The 20,148-nt window shown below is 36.6% G+C and carries 17 protein-coding genes and 3 tRNA genes; 14 read left to right on the forward strand and 6 right to left on the reverse strand.

The window, feature by feature from the left end; translation table 11 throughout:
* Positions 1–48 precede the first annotated feature (48 nt).
* Positions 49–516 (reverse strand): outer membrane protein assembly factor BamE, encoded by a 468-nt coding sequence (locus BARBAKC583_RS03070; protein ID WP_005766845.1) that lies wholly within the window; start codon positions 514–516, stop codon positions 49–51.
* Between the two features lie 215 nt (positions 517–731).
* On the opposite strand from BARBAKC583_RS03070, the gene BARBAKC583_RS03075 reads away from it, so the two are divergent.
* The 5 genes from BARBAKC583_RS03075 (at position 732) to BARBAKC583_RS03095 (ending at position 4,609) form a co-directional block, all read left to right on the forward strand.
* Positions 732–1,289, forward strand: coding sequence for a YceD family protein (locus BARBAKC583_RS03075; protein WP_005766847.1), 558 nt, complete (start codon positions 732–734; stop codon positions 1,287–1,289).
* Positions 1,290–1,435: 146 nt separating this feature from the next.
* Positions 1,436–2,506: a phosphate acyltransferase PlsX gene (gene plsX, locus BARBAKC583_RS03080; RefSeq protein ID WP_005766849.1), complete on the forward strand. Its 1,071-nt coding sequence runs from the start codon at positions 1,436–1,438 to the stop codon at positions 2,504–2,506.
* Between the two features lie 49 nt (positions 2,507–2,555).
* Positions 2,556–3,530, forward strand: a complete 975-nt coding sequence (locus tag BARBAKC583_RS03085) for a beta-ketoacyl-ACP synthase III (protein WP_005766851.1) — start codon at positions 2,556–2,558, stop codon at positions 3,528–3,530.
* 76 nt (positions 3,531–3,606) lie between these two features.
* Positions 3,607–3,918, forward strand: a complete 312-nt coding sequence (locus tag BARBAKC583_RS03090) for an integration host factor subunit alpha (RefSeq protein WP_005766852.1) — start codon at positions 3,607–3,609, stop codon at positions 3,916–3,918.
* A 184-nt stretch (positions 3,919–4,102) separates the two neighbouring features.
* The gene (locus tag BARBAKC583_RS03095; protein ID WP_005766853.1) at positions 4,103–4,609 is read left to right on the forward strand and encodes a MerR family transcriptional regulator; all 507 of its coding nucleotides are present in this window, start codon (positions 4,103–4,105) and stop codon (positions 4,607–4,609) included.
* Positions 4,610–4,639: 30 nt separating this feature from the next.
* On the opposite strand, the gene thrS is transcribed toward BARBAKC583_RS03095, so the two are convergent.
* The 3 genes from thrS to BARBAKC583_RS03110 all read right to left on the reverse strand — a co-directional run bounded on the left by thrS (position 4,640) and on the right by BARBAKC583_RS03110 (position 7,524).
* Entirely contained in the window at positions 4,640–6,616 is a 1,977-nt protein-coding gene (gene thrS, locus BARBAKC583_RS03100; protein ID WP_005766855.1) for a threonine--tRNA ligase, read from the reverse strand.
* A gap of 124 nt (positions 6,617–6,740) precedes the next feature.
* Positions 6,741–7,094: a membrane protein insertion efficiency factor YidD gene (gene yidD, locus BARBAKC583_RS03105; protein ID WP_005766857.1), complete on the reverse strand. Its 354-nt coding sequence runs from the start codon at positions 7,092–7,094 to the stop codon at positions 6,741–6,743.
* Complete coding sequence (locus tag BARBAKC583_RS03110; RefSeq protein WP_005766859.1) at positions 7,087–7,524, reverse strand: iron-sulfur cluster assembly scaffold protein; 438 nt, start codon at positions 7,522–7,524, stop codon at positions 7,087–7,089. Before BARBAKC583_RS03110 ends, yidD begins: the two co-directional genes overlap by 8 nt.
* Before the next feature lie 127 nt (positions 7,525–7,651).
* Here BARBAKC583_RS03110 and folE point away from each other — a divergent pair, with 127 nt between their 5' ends.
* The 4 genes from folE (at position 7,652) to BARBAKC583_RS03130 (ending at position 10,524) form a co-directional block, all read left to right on the forward strand.
* On the forward strand, positions 7,652–8,272 hold the full coding sequence (folE, locus tag BARBAKC583_RS03115; protein ID WP_005766860.1) for a GTP cyclohydrolase I FolE: 621 nt from the start codon (positions 7,652–7,654) through the stop codon (positions 8,270–8,272).
* Positions 8,273–8,413: 141 nt separating this feature from the next.
* Positions 8,414–8,498 (forward strand) — tRNA-Leu (locus BARBAKC583_RS03120).
* Positions 8,499–8,655: 157 nt separating this feature from the next.
* Positions 8,656–9,867 (forward strand): alpha/beta hydrolase, encoded by a 1,212-nt coding sequence (locus BARBAKC583_RS03125; RefSeq protein WP_005766862.1) that lies wholly within the window; start codon positions 8,656–8,658, stop codon positions 9,865–9,867.
* 132 nt (positions 9,868–9,999) lie between these two features.
* On the forward strand, positions 10,000–10,524 hold the full coding sequence (locus tag BARBAKC583_RS03130) for a hypothetical protein (protein WP_011807347.1): 525 nt from the start codon (positions 10,000–10,002) through the stop codon (positions 10,522–10,524).
* A 253-nt stretch (positions 10,525–10,777) separates the two neighbouring features.
* On the opposite strand, the gene BARBAKC583_RS03135 is transcribed toward BARBAKC583_RS03130, so the two are convergent.
* Positions 10,778–12,697 carry a DUF1561 family protein gene (locus BARBAKC583_RS03135; RefSeq protein ID WP_005766865.1) on the reverse strand — a complete coding sequence of 640 codons (1,920 nt, stop codon included), beginning with the start codon at positions 12,695–12,697 and terminating at the stop codon, positions 10,778–10,780.
* Positions 12,698–13,411: 714 nt separating this feature from the next.
* Positions 13,412–13,486: transfer RNA gene (locus BARBAKC583_RS03140), tRNA-Asn, on the reverse strand.
* Positions 13,487–13,673: 187 nt separating this feature from the next.
* On the opposite strand from BARBAKC583_RS03140, the gene BARBAKC583_RS03145 reads away from it, so the two are divergent.
* The 5 genes from BARBAKC583_RS03145 (at position 13,674) to BARBAKC583_RS03165 (ending at position 19,644) form a co-directional block, all read left to right on the forward strand.
* A tRNA-Cys gene (locus BARBAKC583_RS03145) sits at positions 13,674–13,747 on the forward strand.
* 234 nt (positions 13,748–13,981) lie between these two features.
* On the forward strand, positions 13,982–14,656 hold the full coding sequence (locus BARBAKC583_RS03150) for a protein-L-isoaspartate O-methyltransferase family protein (RefSeq protein WP_005766867.1): 675 nt from the start codon (positions 13,982–13,984) through the stop codon (positions 14,654–14,656).
* Between the two features lie 53 nt (positions 14,657–14,709).
* Positions 14,710–15,996, forward strand: coding sequence for a TolC family outer membrane protein (locus BARBAKC583_RS03155; protein ID WP_011807348.1), 1,287 nt, complete (start codon positions 14,710–14,712; stop codon positions 15,994–15,996).
* Positions 15,997–16,178: 182 nt separating this feature from the next.
* A complete protein-coding gene (locus BARBAKC583_RS03160; RefSeq protein WP_005766870.1) occupies positions 16,179–16,754 on the forward strand; it encodes a DUF2497 domain-containing protein in 576 nt (191 codons plus the stop codon).
* A 163-nt stretch (positions 16,755–16,917) separates the two neighbouring features.
* Entirely contained in the window at positions 16,918–19,644 is a 2,727-nt protein-coding gene (locus BARBAKC583_RS03165) for a valine--tRNA ligase (RefSeq protein ID WP_005766872.1), read from the forward strand.
* Positions 19,645–20,148 lie beyond the last annotated feature (504 nt).

Genomic DNA, 20,148 nt, shown 5'->3' on the forward strand with positions numbered 1-20,148 from the left:
AGACTTATAGAATCAATTAAAAACAGATCATTAGTTAACCGGTGTATTTTAAAAACCTCTGATAAATTGCATCAAAAAAGACTGATCTTTACTACTGGTTGGCGTTGTTTGTGTGATGAAATCAAATACCCGACCGTCTTGTAAGCCATAATTAGCTATTCTTTCAACTTGATTATTGTTATCAAAGTAAATAGCCAAAACCTTACGATCAACGATTTTAGTTTTCATGAATTGCATTCTACGGTATCGAATTTGTGAAATATAATAAAAAACCTCATTATCATATTTTGCTTTTAAGGAGGGAGATCCTAGAGATAGAAGAACCTGCTCCTGACTTGATCCAATAGAGATGGAATCAAGAGCACTTTGATCAAGAATATAACCTTCCTTATAAACTTGGCTCAAGTTCAGGGAATTTGAATAACTACAACCAGAAAGTACTACTAGGCTTGCTATGAGTGGAGCAATCAATAATTTACATTTAGCTGCTATATTGGGCGTCTGAAATAATGACATCTCTATTTTACATTTAAAATATACAAGTAAGAAGGTGATTTTAAGTCGTTTCCTACCTCTAACTTAATTTAATATAATCCGCAATAGTTGAACCACAGGGCTTTTCTATTACAGAATAAATTATTTTACTTAAATATAAAGAAAATAGTTCATAAAATATAATCTAGCTAAACGAAAGTTAGTGTATTACAGTCTTTCATAGTGTGGAGTTGTGAATGAATATTCAAAATGTTTCTCAGATGACGTTTGTTTTTTCTTATCCAGTTTCAGTAAGCTCATTACCTGTTAAAGGTATAAAAGTTCATATTTGTGCAAATCAGCAAGAATGTGCTCATTTAGCTAAGAATCATGATTTACTTGAAGTAAAATTTTGTGAAGGGGAATTTCAGATTCTACCATGGAAAAAACGTGGAGTTTACATAAAAGGTTTATTAAGAGCGAACATAATACAATCATGTGTTGTTACGTTGGAACCTTTGGAAAATAATATCCATGAAAATATTGAAGTTGTATTTGTTCCTGAAGGATCAAATTTATTAAAACCTGAAATGTTAGAGGATACAGGTGAATTGTTTTTAGATGCAGAAGGGCCAGATGCACCAGAAATTTTTTATGGTGATAAGATTGATATTGGTGCAATTGTGGAAGAATTTTTTGAATTATCCATTGATCGTTATCCACGCAAAGAAAATATATCTATGAATATTCTTGAAAATTCAGAAGATATTGAAGAAAAATCATCACCATTTTCTATTTTAAAAGAATGGAGATAATTGTAAATACTTAAAATTACCTATTCTACTATCGTATGCTATTGGTATAAAAACAGTATTTCTGCAAAGTGATTGTAACAATAGTGATTATATTATAAATGGCAAAAAATTGTAAGGTAAAGTTTAAGAGATAGGAGATGACAAGCGTGATTAGAATTTCTGTGGATGTCATGGGTGGTGATTATGGCCCAGAAGTTACAATTGCAGGAGCAGCAATTGCGCAGAAACATTTGCCAAAGGTTCATTTTTTGTTTTATGGGATAGATGAAGCTGTTGAGCCAGTTTTAAAGAAATACCCTGATTTGCTTTCAGTATCTCATTTTTACGCTACAGAGAGCTATACACGCATGGATGAGAAACCAAGTCAAGCGCTTCGCGTTGGACGCGGTAAATCATCGATGTGGCATGCGATTGAGGCTGTGAAGAATGGTGAAGCTGATTCCTGTGTTTCTGCTGGTAATACTGGTGCGCTTATGGCAATGTCCTATTTTTGTTTAAAAATGATAGCGGAAACTGAGCGTCCTGGGATTGCTGGTATTTGGCCAACTCTTCGTAATGATAGTATTGTTTTAGATATTGGAGCAACGATTGGTGCATCGGCTAATCAATTAGTTGATTTTGCGGTTATGGGCGCTAGTATGTTTCGTTCTTTGTATAATGTAGAGAAAACAACTATTGGACTTTTAAATGTAGGTGTTGAAGAAGTTAAAGGTCTTGATGAAATCAAAAAAGCTGGAATAATATTAAGTAAGGTGCAATTTGAAGGATTAGAGTATAAAGGGTTTATTGAAGGTAATGATATTGGAAAAGGGATGGTTGACGTTGTTGTAACTGAAGGTTTTTCTGGTAATATTGCTTTAAAAGTTGCAGAAGGAACTGCGCAACAAATCTCCGAGCTTTTAAAGAGTGCTATGCGTAGTTCTATTTTTTCACGCTTTGGTTATTTATTGTCGCAAAGTGCCTTTCGTAAACTAAAACAAAAGATAGATCTTGATCGAGTTAATGGTGGCGTGCTTCTAGGTTTGAATGGTATTGTTGTAAAAAGTCATGGTAGTGCCAGTGCTAGTGATTTTTCTTCTGCTATTCGTATCGGTTATGAGATGGTCAACAACGAGCTTTTGAAAAAGATAATTACAGATTTGCAATGCTTTCATGAAAAAAAAGCGATATTTTTGAATAATAAAGGTGAATCTGTGATTGATAAGGAAACCATATGATTAGCATTTCTAGTGCAGATAAAAAAATCAGAAAGAGAGTTAGGGCCGAATGATTCGATCGGTTATGTGTGGTGTAGGAAGCGCCTTACCTAAAAAAAAATTGTCGAATGATGAGATTGCGAAGTTTGTTGAAACATCTGATTCATGGATTGTTCAGCGTACAGGTATTCATCAGCGTTACATTGCTAGTGAAAATGAAACAACCGTTTCTTTAGGCATAGAAGCTGCACAGGTGGCACTTACCAATGCTGGAATGACAATCAAAGATATTGATTGTATTATTTTGGCGACTTCAACACCTAACCGTACTTTTCCTTCTTCTGCTGTTGAAATTCAACACGCTTTGGGAATGAGCCACGGTTTTTCTTTTGATGTTCAAGCTGTTTGTTCCGGCTTTATTTTTGCGTTGACAATAGGAGATGTTTATTTACGTAGTGGAGAAGCCAAAAGAGTTCTAGTTATTGGATCTGAAACATTTTCTCGAATTTTAGATTGGAAAGACCGTACAACGTGTGTTTTGTTTGGTGATGGTGCAGGGGCAGCTATTTTAGAAGCACGAGAAGTTGAAGGTAATGTTGCTATCGATCGCGGAATATTGTCTACAAAATTGCGCTCTAATGGTGCGCATATAGATAAGTTGTATGCTGATGGTGGTCCTTCAACAACGCAAACAATAGGCTATTTACGCATGAAAGGGCAAGAAGTTTTTAAGCATGCAGTTGGTATAGTAACCGATGTGATTGATGATTGTTTTGCTGCTGTCGGTATGAATCCCTCTCAATTAGATTGGTTTGTACCCCATCAAGCCAATAAGCGCATTATTGAAGCATCAGCTAAAAAGCTAGGAATCAAAACAGATAAGGTTGTAATTACTGTTGATCAACATGGTAATACGTCTGCAGCATCTGTACCGCTAGCTTTAGCAACTGCTGTGCAAGATGGAAGAATTAAAGAAGGAGATTTAGTCCTGTTGGAAGCCATGGGAGGTGGATTTACATGGGGAGCAGTTCTTATTCGTTGGTAAAATTTAGTAACTTGACTAGAATTGAATAAGACTTATAAATTACTTTATAATTTGAAACAGTTGATAGGTGAATATGATGACAGGTAGGACGGTGACGCGTGCAGATTTAGCGAGTGCGGTTTGCAGAAAAGTAGGCCTATCATACACTGAATCAGCTGCGTTGGTTGAGTTGATTTTAAGTGAAATTAGCGATTCACTTGTGAAAGGTGAAATGGTTAAATTATCTTGTTTTGCGACTTTTCAAGTTCGCAGTAAAAGTAGACGGATTGGGCGTAATCCAAAAACTGGTATTGAAGCGCCGATTCCACCACGGCGTGTTGTAACATTTAAAGCTGCAAATATACTTAAGCAAAGAATTTTAGATGTGCATTGCGCGAAACAAAAATAATTTTACATAAATCATAGTATTGGATTGCCTGAGCTTATTAAGAACTTTATCAGATGGATTTGCTTTTGTTGAAGGATTTTTATTGAAGTGCGGCTCTTATTTTTAGCTAAACTTGGTAAAAAAAATTGAATTTGGTTAATTATTATAAAATCATTTGATATAATTTTAGGTAAGGTATTATGAAATGGACAAGAGTCCTGATGCTTTTCGTACAATTAGCGAAGTAGCTGAATTATTAGGATTGCCACAGCATGTATTGAGATTTTGGGAAACACGCTTTCCTCAAATCAAGCCACTAAAGCGTGGAGGTGGAAGGCGCTATTATCGCCCTGTTGATATAGATTTTCTCAATGGTATTAAACAGTTACTTTATGGTCAGGGTTACACTATAAAGGGAGTTCAGCGTCTTTTGAAAGAAAATGGTACTGCTTTTGTTATTGCAATAGGCAGTGGTGATCTTGATGCCATGAATGTTTTGATAGAAAAAAAACATGCAGAGAAATTCCCTGAGTCTATCCAAACTCAATCAAAAAAGAAGTCAGCATTTGGACTTTTTGAGTTTATGAAGGGTGAGGAAGAAGAACCTGTCGGTGCTGTTAATAGTCACCAAAACAAAACTGATAAGGCGTTATTGCAGGAAGCACTCTTTGAATTAATTGAATGTAAGCGTGTACTTGACAGAATACAATAGTGATGAAATTGTTTGGATTACATAACTTCATTAGCTATTCATAAACCGGCGTAGATCTGGTGGAATTGCTTCATTTGTAAGTTGTTTAATTGCCTGGTCTATCGGCAAAGAAATTTGATTCATGCTTCCTAAACGGCGCATATTTACACTGTTTGTTTCAGATTCGCGTTTACCGCATACGAGGATTACAGGGACTTTTTGTAAAGAGTGTTCACGTATTTTGTAGTTAATTTTCTCACTACGAAGGTCTGACACGGCTGAAAGGCCAGAAGCTTTGAGTTTTGCCGTTATTTTTTCGGCATATTCATTTGCTTCAGATGTAATTGTTGTAACAACGATTTGTTGGGGAGCAAGCCAAAGTGGCATATGTCCGGCAAAGTTCTCGATTAATATACCTAAAAATCGTTCCATTGATCCAAAAATAGCTCGATGGATCATCACAGGCTGGCATTTTTCTGAATCTCTATTGATATAGAATACTTCAAAGCGTTCAGGCAGATTAAAATCTACTTGTGTTGTTCCGCATTGCCATTCACGGCCGATAGCATCTTTTAATGTATATTCAAATTTTGGTCCATAAAAAGCACCTTCTCCTTGAAGAATGCTTGTTTTTATGCGTCCTTTTGCTTCTTTTTCAATGGTTTTGAGAACAGACATCATAATATTTTCGGCGTGATCCCATAATTCATCAGAACCGACGCGTTTTTCTGGGCGCGTTGAGAGTTTGAGAATAATTTCTTCAAAACCAAAATCAGCATAAGTTGACAAAATAAGGTCATTAATCTTGAGGCATTCATCAGCTAATTGCTCATCTGTACAAAAAACATGCGCATCATCTTGTGTAAAACTGCGTACACGCATGAGACCGTGCAAAGAACCTGAGGGTTCGTAACGGTGAAGGAGACCGAATTCAGCAAGTCTTATGGGCAAATCACGATAAGATTTTAAACCATGTTTAAAAATTTGCACATGACCAGGGCAGTTCATTGGTTTAAGGGCGTAAACATGTTCATCATTCCAATCATTAGTAGCAGGGATTGTTTTAAACATATTCTCTTGGTACCACCCCCAATGACCAGATGTTTCCCAAAGTGATTTATCAAGAACTTGAGGTGCATTAACTTCGTCGTACTTGTGTTCATCAAGGCGTCTACGCATATAGCTAACCAAATTTTGAAACATTTTCCAACCCTTTGGATGCCAGAAGATCATGCCCGGGCCTTCTTCTTGAAAATGAAATAGATCCATTTCGCGTCCTAAACGACGGTGATCACGTTTTTCAGCTTCTTCCAGCATATTAAGATAGGCTTTTAAAGCATTTTCGTTGGAAAATGCTGTACCATAGATTCTTGTCAACATAGGGTTATTCGCATCACCACGCCAATAAGCACCTGCGACTTTCATCAATTTAAAAGCATTGCCAATTTGACCAGTAGATGGCACATGCGGACCACGACAAAGATCAAACCAATCACCTTGATAATAGATTTTCAGATCTTGATCTTCAGGGATGGCATCAATAAGTTCAACTTTATAAAGCTCACCTTTGTCAGAAAAAATCTTTTTTGCTTTTTCACGAGACCAAATTTCCTTCTTAAAAAATTTATTGCGTTGAATAATTTCACGCATTTTCTTTTCAATGGTGTTAAGATCTTCTAGCGTAAAAGGTTGTTGACGTGCAAAGTCATAATAAAAACCATTTTCAATAACTGGCCCGATTGTAACTTGCGTTTCTGGAAACAGTTCCTGTACTGCTTCGGCAAGAACATGTGCGCAACTATGGCGTATCAATTGAAGTGCACGTGGATCATCACGGGTGATAATTTCTACCTGACCAGATTGCTCTAATGGATCTAAAAGATCTCTAATGACACCGTTAAGGCTATAAGCAATTGCTTTTTTTGCGAGTGATTTAGAAATAGACTCGGCTAACTCTAAACCTGTTATTTCAGCAGGAAAGTCACGTTGTGAGCCGTCAGGAAAAGAAAGAGAAATAGAGAAAGACATTATAGCACCCCTTTAATCCAGTTCCGCCAACGATTGCGGATGGTTTAGTGAAAACTTAGTGATTAAGTAAAGATAACAAATTAGTTCCGTGACAATATGCATAAAAGAACAAAAAGAAAAGAAATTATTTATTGTGTTTGGTAGAAATTTTCCGATAGCACCAAGGTTTATAAAAATAATAAGAAGAACCAAGGGAGGTAGGCACTGGATCAAAGCCATGTGTTCCAAAAGGATTACAACATACGATACGAAAAAGACCCATCCAGGCACCAGCCCACAAACCATGGCGCGCGATCGCTTCATAGGTATATTCTGAACATGTTGGCATATAGCGGCACTGATTTCCTATAAAATTGGAAAGTGTTATTTGATAAAGGCGTATTAACCCTGTGCCAAGTAATCGCCCAGGTGTTTTGCGCCAGGGACCTGCATAATTTCTGGTTTGTATTTTTCCTTGTTTTGGATGTTGTTCAATCATTTGTTTTTTCTTCAATTTGTTCAATACAATCTATAACTGCGTTAAAGGTGAGCATTGTTGATGCGTGGCGTTCTTTATAATCTTTAATAGGTTGTAAACAAGAAAATGCTTCAAATGGAGCGGAAGGGGGAGGTCCATCTTTTATTAACATATATTGGATAATTTTATGTAACATTTTGATATCTTGTGTTTTTTTACCAATGATATGATGAGCCAAAATCGAAGATGAGGCTTGTCCGAGCACGCATGCATTCACTTCATGAGAAAAATCTGTAACAATATTATTATCTATTTTGAGATCTACAAGAACCGTTGAGCCACAAAGATGGGCATGTTTTTTTGACGTTGCATCAGGGTTATTAAGACGCCCAATTTTGCTTATACAGGCAGCATGTTTGAGGATTGTATAACTATAAATATTGTCAATCATGGGCTTTTGTCTAAAATTTTAAAAGTTTTCATTGTTCAAGCTTTTCATTTACCTACATAAGGATTACTATAGAGTATAAAATGAGTATGTACATAATGTTTTGTACAGAAGAATCTGGAGTTTTTAAATGCATAGTGCTGTGGAAAAAGTGGCTGAAGACCTGTCTTTATCTAGGGAGAATCTTAGCTTGGAAGAAGTAGAAAAGGCGATTCGCACACTATTGTTATGGGTAGGGGAGAACCCAGATCGAGAAGGACTTTTAGAGACTCCAAAGCGTATTGCTAAAGTCTATAAGGAATTATTTTCTGGTTATGGTGAATCCGTTGATGAAATTTTAGGCGTAGTTTTTGAAGAAGTTGCAGGATATGATGAGCCGGTAATCGTAAAAGATATCTTCTTTTATTCACATTGTGAGCATCATATGATTCCGATAATTGGTAAAGCTCATGTAGCATATCTTCCTGATAAAAAAATTGTTGGTCTTTCAAAAATTGCGCGCGTCGTAGATGTTTTTGCTCATCGTTTGCAAACACAAGAAACTATGACAGCTCAAGTGGCTAATAGTTTGAAAAAATATCTAAAACCTCGCGGTCTTGCGGTGTTGATTGAGGCTGAACATATGTGCATGGCTATGAGAGGTGTACAAAAGCAAGGAGCAGCAACAATAACAACAAGCTTTCATGGTTATTATAAAAAAGATCAAGTTGCACAGGCCAATTTCATGACAATAACCCGTGGGATACGTTAAAGTATACAATTCAGTAATTTATTGAAAGGGTATTTCAGTGATTAAATTAAAATAAATCATAAAAACCTAAGAATAGACTTGTACCTTGCTGTATGATTTGTTAAATGCCAAAAAGTTATATATTTTAGCTTTTTGCTGTGTGCGGTCGTGGCGGAATTGGTAGACGCGCAGCGTTGAGGTCGCTGTGGGGCAACTCGTGGAAGTTCGAGTCTTCTCGACCGCACCATTTACACTCTCCATTATCGCTTAACAAATGTAGATAAGTCTACAATTTTAAATGAGCATAAAATTTTTTATTATCATAATTTATTTTTGGTAGTAATTCTGTTTCAAATCATTAGGAATTATCCTTTTAGTATAATTTCAAAACACGAATTTTTATTATGGTAAGATTTGATGGTGTTACGGTGAAATATATAACATTTTTAAAATATTCCGTATTTTTTATTTGTATTGCTCTGCTTGCAGCATGTGGTAATAAACGTGCTGTTCTTTGGCATGGAATAAATGCAACACCCTCTATGATTGCGGTGCAAAGAGAAGTTGAAGGCGGGCCAGTTCTTCCAAAAGCTATTGTTCCAGTGTATGTTGCAACAAGTCGTAAGATGCAAAATAATTATTCTCAACCTTATGGATCAGAGCGGTCAAATCAAGTGTACTATAATCGTGTTGATGTAGGAATTCCGCAACAACATGTGAAAGGTAAGGTTGAAACAAACACATATAAACCCACTCATGATAAATATTTTGCGGCTGCCGCTTTACAGAAGTATATTGACAAGAAACATTTTAAGCAGAAATTAAATGCTGAGTTAGCGAAAAAGAAAAAAGGAAAAAGAGAAATTTTCCTTTTCATTCACGGTTATAATAATAATTTTGCTGATGGTACATTTCGTGCAGCTCAATTTGCGTATGATTATTCTTTAGATGTGGTGACTGTGCATTATTCATGGCCTTCCGCTGGGGCGATACCTCTTTATGTATATGATCGTGATAGTGCTAATTTTGCACGTGATGGACTAATAGAGCTTTTAACAGTTATTAGTGAAACGAATGCTGATCAAATTTCTGTTATCGCACATTCAATGGGCAATTTTGTTATAATGGAAGCATTCAGAACTTTAGCTTTGCAAAGAAAGTATAAGCCAATTCGCCGTATTACAAGTTTTTTAATGGCTGCACCAGATATTGATATTGATGTGTTTGAGCGTCAATTGAATGATATTAAAAAGCTACCGAATCCAACAGCTGTTTTGGTATCTCGTAAGGATAAAGCTCTTGCTGTTTCAGGGCGTCTTACAGGGGGACATTCTCGTTTAGGAGATGGTTTAAGTATTGAAATGTTACGGAAAAATGGAATAGCTGTACTTGATGTCTCTAACGTTGATGGTGGAGCCCATAATGTATTTGCCTCTTCACCAACATTAATGACTCTGTCTCGAGAAGGTTCTTTATCCTCGACAATTATGCAAGGTACAGAATTTTCATCTAGTCAAGCAATGCTTGCTGACAGTAGCAATGTCTTAAAAGAAACAACAAACTTTACTTTTTATGCGCCTATTCATTTGTTCTCTGTGGTTGATTTTGATCCTTAAAAGTATATAGGAAGCAGATAAAAAAATAAATATAAATGAATTAAAGCTAATTTTAGCAATTTCTTTAGAATAGTTTTGTAGAGTAAAATAGATAGTGGGGTAATATAAAACCAGTCATTAAGTGAGTTTGTGATGGTTATGCAAAAACACTATACTAATACATCTACATTAGTTGATTATTTGTCTCATTATGCAGCTAGATTATCCGATATTCATACTATACTGTTGAAGATCAAAAAGAATAACAAGGATAGGTCCCCGGATTTATTGCGCCGAATTGATGCAACCGAGAAGCAATTAGGTGAGATGGGGCGTGTTCTTATCATGGAATATCGTCAGCATCAAGAAAATGAACGTTTTTTAAAACAGATTTTAGTGTCAATTTCTGATCAACTTTTTTTACTTAATAACGATTTTAAAGAAACTGGTCATCTTTTGCTACAAGAAATTAGAACGCTTCAATTTCAGACACAATGCTCTTGTAAAGGTGAAGAAAAGCAGCGTTTTCTCTATGATCAAAAATCTTCTTGTTCTCAGTCCAAAATTGATGAAATTATCAAACGATTACAAAAAGCACGAGAACAACTTTCTGTTGAAAACCCACATCTCTTTGAAAAAGAGATCAAAGTTAAAATAAAAAATAAAATACTTTACTAATTAAGTATTTAAAGCACAAAAACTATTCGACTAATTATCAAACTTTTTCTAACAGGGTTATTTTTGAGGGCAAGGCGAATAGTAGTTTTCCTAATAGAAGAAAGGCTCATAGGATAAATATCATTTAAATGGGTTTTAATCTTCATTGAAATTGAAAGAATTTGGTACTTTTTATTTGTTTAAAACAATTTATATTCACTGGATTTTTATTGTTTTTACCAAGTTCTTTCATTGTTGCAGTACTCTTTAATTTTCATTGAACCGCACATCTGCCACTATCACACTGATTAAGAAGAGAAGTTCTTGGCAATTGCCTATTGCCTCTTCTATTTTCTCCTTCTCCAGTGCAATTTCTTTGAGATATGTAAACACTTAGAGGAATTTCATCAAGTTGGGCCATTTGATAAGTTATGAGTGAGTGAAGTATTTGAGTCCTCCCAATTGAAAGATAATGTATTAATGCGTCTATATTTGTCGTTGGGGTAAGCGCCAATCTAAATTGGTCCAAAGTCAAAATGTGTAGTATGTTTGTAGGGATTAATACAAGCCCTTGGTTTGTTCTTAAAATAGGTTGGACATGACCTATTATGTTTGAACCACCTCTATCTGATCTGACAATTGAAACATACCAAGCTGTTCCAGGAGGAGCAGTTAACAGGTCTTGAAGTCTACTCCTCATTTCTTCCTCTGTTCTTGCCATAGTTGAAGGCCGCCAATTATACTGAGGTAACAACATTAATGCGGCTGAGCGAGTTACTCTGCTCGTTCGTGTATAACTATCTTCACCTACATGCCAAGGTAAATTAACGTAATTTTCTGTAGTTTGCAGTCTTTCTGCAAGTTCAGGAAATCTTTGACGAAAGGAGATAAATGGATCCCTATCTGGATGCGTATCAAAGAAGTATCCTCCACTTTGACGAGGTCCACCTATATTATCTTCCTGCAATTCAGCAAGCATTTGCAGAGTATGCAGCATACAAGGGCCACAAAAAGCAATATGTTCTTGACCTGCAACAGTAGAACTTCTAGCAATGTCATATAGTCTTTGTATCCATGCATCAGTGAGAGTAAAATCAGGAGGTAAAGACCGTTTACTTCGTGTCTTTGAAGTAGAAGTCTGTACGACATTTTCCTTTTTTCCCGGAGCAGGGCAATAGACAAGTGTATCCCCTAAATTTCCATTGACATAGCGACCCCAACGATCAAAATCATAAGCAAAAAGAAACTCAGATTTAGGAGAATTTTGAGTATCTTGTTTCAGGTAATCAGGTTTAACTGTGTAAGGAGACCCCCAACTAATACCATATTGGGTAACGCGTAAAAAATTACCCTGATGATCTAGGAGTGGCCCTTCGCGTCCGTATAATTGAGAAATATCCCAGAAACCAATGTCTTTGGTTTGAGAAACAGTATCATCACAAAATTTCCATCCTACCCAATTCCAATTATCTGAAGTGGATTGTTGGGAAGTCATGCAAGATAGTACTCCCGTGGAAGGAAAATATCTGAAAATATGGCCATTGTCTGGATTGTAATATAGATCAAAAACATCTGATCTAGATCCATAGTCTGTAATATAGTAGGTAGAGAAGCTAGAGCCGCTTACAAATTTCCATCCGATGAAAGTTTTGATATTACTATTGACCGGAGTAGCAATAATCTTTGCCCATGAATCCATCATACTCAGGGTATGATCATAGTAATCATTTTTGTTTTTTGAGATGTAAGCGTACCATTTATAGTCTTTAACGCGAAATTTTTTATCAGCTGTATAAAATGCATTGCCTTCAATGATCCATTGTTGGTTGGGATCATTGATCACACAAGGTCTTAATAGGAGATAATCCCAATCCTCTGTAGATTGTCCACCAATCCCTGTAACGGAGCTAGGAGCAGTCATGCATAACCAAACATTATTGACATTCCAAGCGACTCTTTTAAAGAGGTCATATCGAGTAAATTTAACGCTGGCAGAAGAGCAATAGGTGATGTAAACATAACTTTCCCCATTCACAAATGCTGGGGCATAGCAATATTCTCCTCCTGTATGGACCTTAACGTGAATAGATTTATCATGAGGATCGTCAGGTTTTTTTTGTGGCACAGGAGCTGCAGAAGAGGTATGAATAGTCATTAACAGGCTAAAGAAAAATAAAAACGGTTTCAGTTTCATTTTTTTGTTTCCTTTGTGACCTCCCTCCCACTATGATGCTGGTAAGTTAATTAGAAAGTTATGCTTTAGACCTTCCTCAAAGAACAGTTTATAGTGTGCTTATTAAATTTTATGATGATTTATATTGTTTGCTTTCGTGACAAACATACTTAGATATCAATAAATCAACAGCAGAGCACTGATTATGTAATAGTTGACACATTTTCTTATGTTAGTGATCCTATTCTCACTAAGAGCTACAATTAGGATTAAAGAGCTATCCATAAAATTTGTCAGACATGTTAAACCTTAGCCGATTTATATAACTGGTATATGCTTTGTTCTGAAAGTTAAAAGAATATAGTTTATAAAATTTGATTAATGAAGATATCTAAAGTTGAAAATATTGCGTTCACGTTAATTGAGGTAGAATCTTGATTAAGATCACAAGAAAAATCGGAGAAAAACTTTTTCAGAAGATAGTAAATCCTCCTACTATAGGGTGAAATGATGTCTTGCTTAACGCAATGGAACAAAGCCTGTTAATTTCTGATTTTGAGTGCTTTAAAAATAATACACAATATTGTCTGCATACATTTGAAGAAATAATTTTAGAAAATTAAAAGACAAAAAAGAAAGCTATGAGAAAAGCTGGAAAATTCTATTCTATCACCTTGCTATATTACTTCTTATTCTTAAAGAACCAAAGTGAAATGTTACATAAAAAATAAAAAATGGCTCCCCGGGCCGGATTCGAACCAGCGACCAACCGGTTAACAGCCGGTTGCTCTACCGCTGAGCTACCGAGGAACAATACTCAGTTTCTAATAATGAACGAGACTATAGCGAAGCAGTATTGATTTGCAAAGAAAAAAATTTCTTTTTTAAAAAAAATATCAGAAATTCCATAGAAAGAGGAAAAAAGGTTGAAGAAGCTGTCTGTCACTTGACGAATATGTTCTCTTCCCTTATTGAAAATTTTCACATTTATTGATGAGGCCTTGTGGCGGAATGGTTACGCAGAGGACTGCAAATCCTTGTATCCCGGTTCGATTCCGGGCGAGGCCTCCAATTTATTTTGATCTATTTGATTAGTGCTTTCAAATAAACGGTTTTCTTTTTTTCAATAAGAACACTTTTCTGTGAATTAGACCTAACCGGAATTTTGTTGCAATTGGAGTCTTGTTATTGACGGGAGCATGCTTTTTTGTCACACTCAAAGTAAGAGATAATTTGTGTCTTAGCTATTCCAATTTGTTGTGGTGCTTGTCGTAGGTAGGTGTAGGTAGGAGGGAAGAGCTAGTTATGGTTGCAAATTTCACAGAGCTTCGCCGCAAAATGGTTGATAATCAGATTCGTACTGTGGATGTAACGAATTTATCGATTCTTGAAGCATTTTTAACGGTGCCACGTGAAGATTTTGTACCAGAAGATGTTAAAGATTTAAGTTACCTTGATACTGATATTCTTATTTTTCCACCACAAGGTGATATCCCTGCGAGTTATTTGATGAAACCTGCGTCTTTAGCAAAGCTGTTACAGCTTGCAGCCGTAAAACCATCGGATAGTGTATTAGACATTGGTGCAAATAGTGGTTATTGTGCAGCCTTGCTTTCAAAGCTTGCTAAATCTATTATTGCGTTGGAAAGCAATAAGGCGCTTTCGAAACAAGCTGCTGAACTTTTAGAACGCTATCAGTGTGATAATGTGGTTGTTGTGCATGGATTATTGGAGAAGGGGTGTGCTGTTAAGGGGCCCTATGATTTAATTTTTATTGAAGGTGCTGTTGATTTTATTCCTGATGGTATCTTTGATCAAATGAAAGAAGGGGGGCGCCTTCTTGTGGTTGAAGGGCATGGTAATGCTGGTATTGCGCAAATCTATATAAAGGAAGAGGGGAGTATTTCGGCTCGTCGTGGTTTTAACCTTTCTGTAAAGCCGCTTTCCGAATTTTTAAGAATACCTGACTTTGTGTTTTAGTATTTGCAGCACCTAGTGAATAGAAAATAGATGATTAATTTGGGATTTATATCGTGTTTAAAATAAGCAAGAAATTTCAGGTATGTTTGTTACTTACATTAGGAACTTTTGTCTCAGGATCAGCTTACGCCGATACATTAGAAAATGCTTTAGCTAAAGCTTATGTATATAATGCTAAATTAAACTACGAGCGCGCAGCTACGCGTATAGCAAATGATGATGTAACGATTGCGCGTGCTGGTTTTCTACCGCAAATTGATGGGATTGGGAACTATAATCGAAATAATGCTACAGGTTCTTATAAGAATTCTGGTTCCATAGAACTAAGAATAAATCAAAGATTGTTTGATTTTGTTACACAAAATGTGTTTTTATCAGCTCAAGTTAAAATGCAAGCACAGCGTGAATCTTTTCGTAATGCTGAACAAAATTTGTTTCTAGATGTTATAAAAGCGTATGCTAACGTATATCAAACGCGTCGTATTGCTGAGCTTCGTCGAGAAAATTTAGCGGCTCTTGAAGAATTAGTTCGTTCAAATCAAGCAAAGCTTGATGTAGGGGAAGTAGCTCAAGTTGATTTTGCTCAGGCACAAGCAGCGCGCTCTTTCGCTGTCTCTGAGTATAGTCTTGCACGTTCTGAAGCAAAATCAGCGGAAGCAATTTATCAGCAAGTTGTAGGAGATTATCCCGCAAAGTTGGAGTCTCCTTCAGGGGCAAAAGAATTGCCGGAGAGTCTTGATATTGGTTATCAAATTGCTGTTGTTACGCATCCAGCAATTCTTTACGCAAAATATTTGGTTGATGCTAGTTCATACAATGTAAAAGCAAAAGAGGGAGCAATGTTTCCTAAGCTTGATCTCTCTGCATCCATGTCCTATAATCGGGCTTATGGTATTCCTGGAGGAGATAGTGTTTCTCAATCAGTAGGGCTTTCATTAAGTGTTCCGATTTTTGAGGGTGGGCGCACTTCTGCACAGGTTCGCCAATCGAGGGAACAATTTGAACAGGCTCGTCTTCAGTTTGATTTGGCTCAAAGTGATGTAAAACAGGCACTCGCTTCTGCCTGGTTTCAATTGGAGGGCACGCGCGCATCTGTTGTAGCTTATCGCGAGAGTGTACGTGCTGCAGAAATTGCTCTCAAAGGTCGTATGCAAGAGAACCGTTTAGGGCAGGCAACGACGTTGGATGTTTTAAAGTCCCGCACTGAGTTGATTAATGCTCAGATTTCACTAGTAACTGCAGAACGAAATGCTATTATTGCGAGTTATACTGTTCAATCTTCTATTGGTAGACTAACGGCAAGTTATTTAGGATTGAAGGCTACTCAAGATACTCACTAAAAACATAAGAAAGAAGCGTTTTTTTGTGTTTAAGTAATCTTGGAATGCTATTTTCTGTTATCGAGGTAAATAAAAGTTGTGTGTGGTTTATCTTCAGTATGAAGAGATGTGTTAATTGTGTAATTATTTTGTTAAACTGATATAATGGTTTTTGTTTTTGCATTTTTGAGAGGTGTTTAGATATGGTACAAAGTTCGAGTGCATTGCGTGAGCCAAGTATGGATGAAATTTTAACATCTATTCGTGAAATAATCGAAGAAAATGCAATTCAGGCTGATCAGATTTCAAATAAAGTCGTTGTGACCAATTCTTCTTCTGAAAAGAGCTCAACAGTACCACTAGAAGGGCTTGATGAGGCAGCTTTATCTGTTGATGATGCAATAAAAACTTTAGCGGATCGTATTGGTATTTCCTCTGATGATGAGGATTTATCTTTTGCGCATATGAAAAATAATGCGGAAGTAGAAAATAATACAAAATATGGTACAGTTGGTTTGGATATGCAAAAGATGAAATTTTCCTCTGAAGAACAGATGTCTGTTCATAAAACAGGACAGGACGATACCCGTGGATCTCAGCAAGGGGATACGATTTCTGATTATGTAGGATCGTCTGCGCGTTTTGTTTCTTCTGCGGAGAAGATTGCGGAAGATATATTACGTCCAGCTATAGCGGAATGGTTACAGCGTGAATTACCCGTTGTTCTTGAGAGAATTTTGCGTGAAGAGATCGTTAAGATAATTAAAAAATTACCTTAAATGCTAGGTAGTTATTATTTTTAGCGGTCTGAATTTTATTTACCATGAAAAGCGATTTTTCAGTTTTGCAAGCTGTTTTAAGTAGGTAACTTATAAATCATGTGATTAAGTATTCAGTTATAAGTTGTACTTTTGGGGCGCGCTGTAACAGGTGGATAGAAAAATGCTAGAAAAAACCTATAACGCTGCTGCTGTAGAGTCACGTATTGCGAAGCAGTGGGAAACGCGTGGTGCTTTTAAAGCAGGAGCAGGTTCAAAATCATGCACAGAAGCTTTCTGTGTTATGCTTCCGCCACCAAATGTAACGGGCTCATTGCATATGGGGCATGCATTAAATGCAACAATTCAAGATATTATGGTGCGTTTTCAGCGGATGCATGGCAAAAATGTGTTATGGCAGCCTGGCATGGATCACGCAGGGATTGCAACGCAAATGGTGGTTGAGCGTCAACTTGCAGAGCGTCAGGAACCAACTCGTCAAGAAATGGGGCGAGAAAAATTTATTGAGCGTGTTTGGAAATGGCGCCATGAGGCTGGTAATGTCATTTCTAGTCAACTGCGGCGTCTTGGTGTTTCGTGTGATTGGTCGCGTGAGCGCTTTACAATGGATGAAGGTTTGTCAGAGGCTGTTCGTGAGGTTTTTGTTAGGCTTTATAAGCAAGGGTTAATATATAAGGACAAGCGTCTGGTTAATTGGGATCCAAAATTATTAACAGCTATCTCGGATCTTGAAGTTGAGTCAAAAGAAATTCAAGGTCATTTATGGCATTTTAGGTATCCGCTTGAAGGTAAAATTTTTGATCAAGATGATCCTACAACTTTTATAACAATTGCAACAACACGTCCTGAAACAATGCTTGGTGATACAGGAATCGCAGTTAATCCTAGAGATCATCGTTATAAAGATCTCATAGGTAAAAATGCTATTTTACCATTTGTGGGTCGTAAATTGTTGATTGTTGGTGATGATTATGCTGACCCTGAAGAGGGAAGCGGTGCTGTAAAAATCACGCCGGCACACGATTTTAATGATTTTGAAATTGGGAAAAAGAATAATTTACCTTTGATCAATATTTTTACGCAGAGAGCTAAAATCTTTTTGCGTGATAATGAAGCATTCTTTGATGGTTTGGTTGTGTCGGATCAATTAAAAGAGTTGGTAAAGAATGTAGATCAATCTGATCGTTTTGTTGCGCGAGATAGAATTGTTTCTCTTATGGAAGAAGGAGGGTATTTGGTAACAGTTGATGATCATTTGCATACTGTTCCTCATGGTGATCGAAGTGGGGTTCCCATTGAACCGCTTCTAACAGATCAATGGTATGTCAATGCTGCGGAATTAGCGAAGCCAGCGATAGAGGCTGTTCATCAGGGAAAGATGCATTTTGTTCCAGATAGTTGGAAAAAGACCTATTTCAATTGGATGGAAAATATTCAACCGTGGTGTATTTCTCGCCAATTATGGTGGGGACATCAGATTCCTGCTTGGTATGGTCCTGATGGTACGATTTTTGTTGAAAAAAATGAAGAAGAGGCATTAGCTTCAGCTTTGTCTTATTATGGCACAGAAGTTAAATTAACTCGTGATCAGGATGTTTTGGATACTTGGTTCTCATCAGCTCTTTGGCCTTTTTCGACTTTAGGTTGGCCTCATAAAACTAATGAATTAACGACATTTTACCCAACATCTTTATCGGTTACCGGATTTGATATTATTTTTTTCTGGGTTGCTCGTATGATGATGATGGGTATTCACTTTATGGGTGAGGTGCCTTTTCCAATCGTTTATGTTCACGCTCTTGTACGGGATGCGCATGGCGCGAAGATGTCAAAGTCTAAAGGAAACATTGTTGATCCATTAGAGCTCATTGATCAATATAGTGCAGATGCGTTGCGTTTTACCTTAGCGATTATGGCAGCGCAAGGTCGTGATGTAAAACTTGATCCTTCCCGTATTGCGGGTTACCGCAATTTTGCTACAAAATTGTGGAATGCGGCTCGATTTGCAGAAATTAATAACGTTAAGCATGATTTAGCGTTTAAGCCAGAACAAACAAAACTTGCATTTAACCGTTGGATTTTAACAGAATTATCTAAAACGGTTTCGATAGTAACTTCTAGTATTGAAAATTATAAATTTAATGAAGCTGCTAGCGCACTTTACCGATTTATTTGGAATGCATTATGTGATTGGTATCTTGAATTTCTTAAACCTATATTTCAGGGAGGAGATGAAGATTCTAAGAAAGAAGCACAAGCATGTACTGCTTGGGTGCTAGATGAGGTTTATAAGCTTCTCCATCCTTTCATGCCCCATATAACAGAAGAGTTGTGGTCGCTTACAGCAATGCCAGGTACGAAGCGTGAAGATATGTTGGCATTAACACAGTGGCCACAGATAATCTTTTCAGATGAAGAAGCTGCAGCTGATGTTAATTGGCTTATTGATGTTATTAGTGGTATTCGCTCTATTCGCTCTGAGATGAATATTCCAGCAGCTGCACTTGCGCCTCTTGTTATCATCACAGAAGGCGGGGAGGAAATACAGGAACGTGTACAACGTTATGAGGCTATTCTTAAGAGGCTAGCACGCGTTGAGACAATTTGTTTTTCTAATAAAATTCCAGAAGTATCAGCCCAAATTATTCTAGGAAAGGAAACTTTTTGTTTATTGTTGGGGCAGTTGATTGATTTAGATGCTGAACGTGCACGCTTGATAAAAGATATCAGTAAAATCGAGCAAGATATTGAAAAAATATCAATTAAATTAAACAATCCAAAATTTGTAGAAAATGCAAAACTAGAAATTGTTGAAAGTGAACGTAAAAGAATCCTAGAATTGCATGCTGCAAGAGAAAAGGCTTCTGTTGCTTTAGAGCGGCTGGCTTAGTTATTTTCTGATTCATTATTATATTATCGTAACAAATTTGAGATTTTTAATGCTTTATTTTTATCGTTGGAAAACATTTCAAATGTGTATGCAAAAATTCATGATTAGCACGTGACAGTGAGATGAAGTCAGGTATTTTGATAATAAAAATAATGGATGCTATAAGTGAACAATAGCTGTGAGGGTTTTTCTTAAAAAATGTTTTAAAGGAAGGGGATGAAAAAAATCTTGAGCAGGTAATGCAGTGATATTCGCCTGCAACCAAGAAAAAAAATTTCTTGCTCAGACTATGCCTGGAAATATGGTACTAAAAAAATAGCTCGTTGTTCAGAAAATTAATTTCAATTTACAATAAAGCCAGTACAGGAGACAAAAATTAGTTTCATTCTATCTATGAAAGGTAAATTTTTGCTATTGATGGCAAACTTAAAATAGAATGCGTGGCAAAAGTTGTTGGATAACTGATTATAAGAAAGCAGCTTGTTAGTTGTGTATTTGGGCGTA

The organism is Bartonella bacilliformis KC583 (assembly GCF_000015445.1).
GTDB classification, from domain to species: Bacteria; Pseudomonadota; Alphaproteobacteria; order Rhizobiales; family Rhizobiaceae; genus Bartonella; species Bartonella bacilliformis.

Bases quoted from the DNA above. Each gene is read 5' to 3' on its own strand.
- BARBAKC583_RS03070 (WP_005766845.1), bottom strand. From the start codon at position 516: ATGTCATTATTTCAGACGCCCAATATAGCAGCTAAATGTAAATTATTG.
- BARBAKC583_RS03075 (WP_005766847.1), top strand. From the start codon at position 732: ATGAATATTCAAAATGTTTCTCAGATGACGTTTGTTTTTTCTTATCCA.
- BARBAKC583_RS03085 (WP_005766851.1), top strand. From the start codon at position 2,556: ATGATTCGATCGGTTATGTGTGGTGTAGGAAGCGCCTTACCTAAAAAA.
- BARBAKC583_RS03090 (WP_005766852.1), top strand. From the start codon at position 3,607: ATGACAGGTAGGACGGTGACGCGTGCAGATTTAGCGAGTGCGGTTTGC.
- BARBAKC583_RS03095 (WP_005766853.1), top strand. From the start codon at position 4,103: ATGGACAAGAGTCCTGATGCTTTTCGTACAATTAGCGAAGTAGCTGAA.
- thrS (WP_005766855.1), bottom strand. From the start codon at position 6,616: ATGTCTTTCTCTATTTCTCTTTCTTTTCCTGACGGCTCACAACGTGAC.
- yidD (WP_005766857.1), bottom strand. From the start codon at position 7,094: ATGATTGAACAACATCCAAAACAAGGAAAAATACAAACCAGAAATTAT.
- BARBAKC583_RS03110 (WP_005766859.1), bottom strand. From the start codon at position 7,524: ATGATTGACAATATTTATAGTTATACAATCCTCAAACATGCTGCCTGT.
- folE (WP_005766860.1), top strand. From the start codon at position 7,652: ATGCATAGTGCTGTGGAAAAAGTGGCTGAAGACCTGTCTTTATCTAGG.
- BARBAKC583_RS03125 (WP_005766862.1), top strand. From the start codon at position 8,656: ATGGTAAGATTTGATGGTGTTACGGTGAAATATATAACATTTTTAAAA.
- BARBAKC583_RS03130 (WP_011807347.1), top strand. From the start codon at position 10,000: ATGGTTATGCAAAAACACTATACTAATACATCTACATTAGTTGATTAT.
- BARBAKC583_RS03135 (WP_005766865.1), bottom strand. From the start codon at position 12,697: ATGAAACTGAAACCGTTTTTATTTTTCTTTAGCCTGTTAATGACTATT.
- BARBAKC583_RS03150 (WP_005766867.1), top strand. From the start codon at position 13,982: ATGGTTGCAAATTTCACAGAGCTTCGCCGCAAAATGGTTGATAATCAG.
- BARBAKC583_RS03160 (WP_005766870.1), top strand. From the start codon at position 16,179: ATGGTACAAAGTTCGAGTGCATTGCGTGAGCCAAGTATGGATGAAATT.
- BARBAKC583_RS03165 (WP_005766872.1), top strand. From the start codon at position 16,918: ATGCTAGAAAAAACCTATAACGCTGCTGCTGTAGAGTCACGTATTGCG.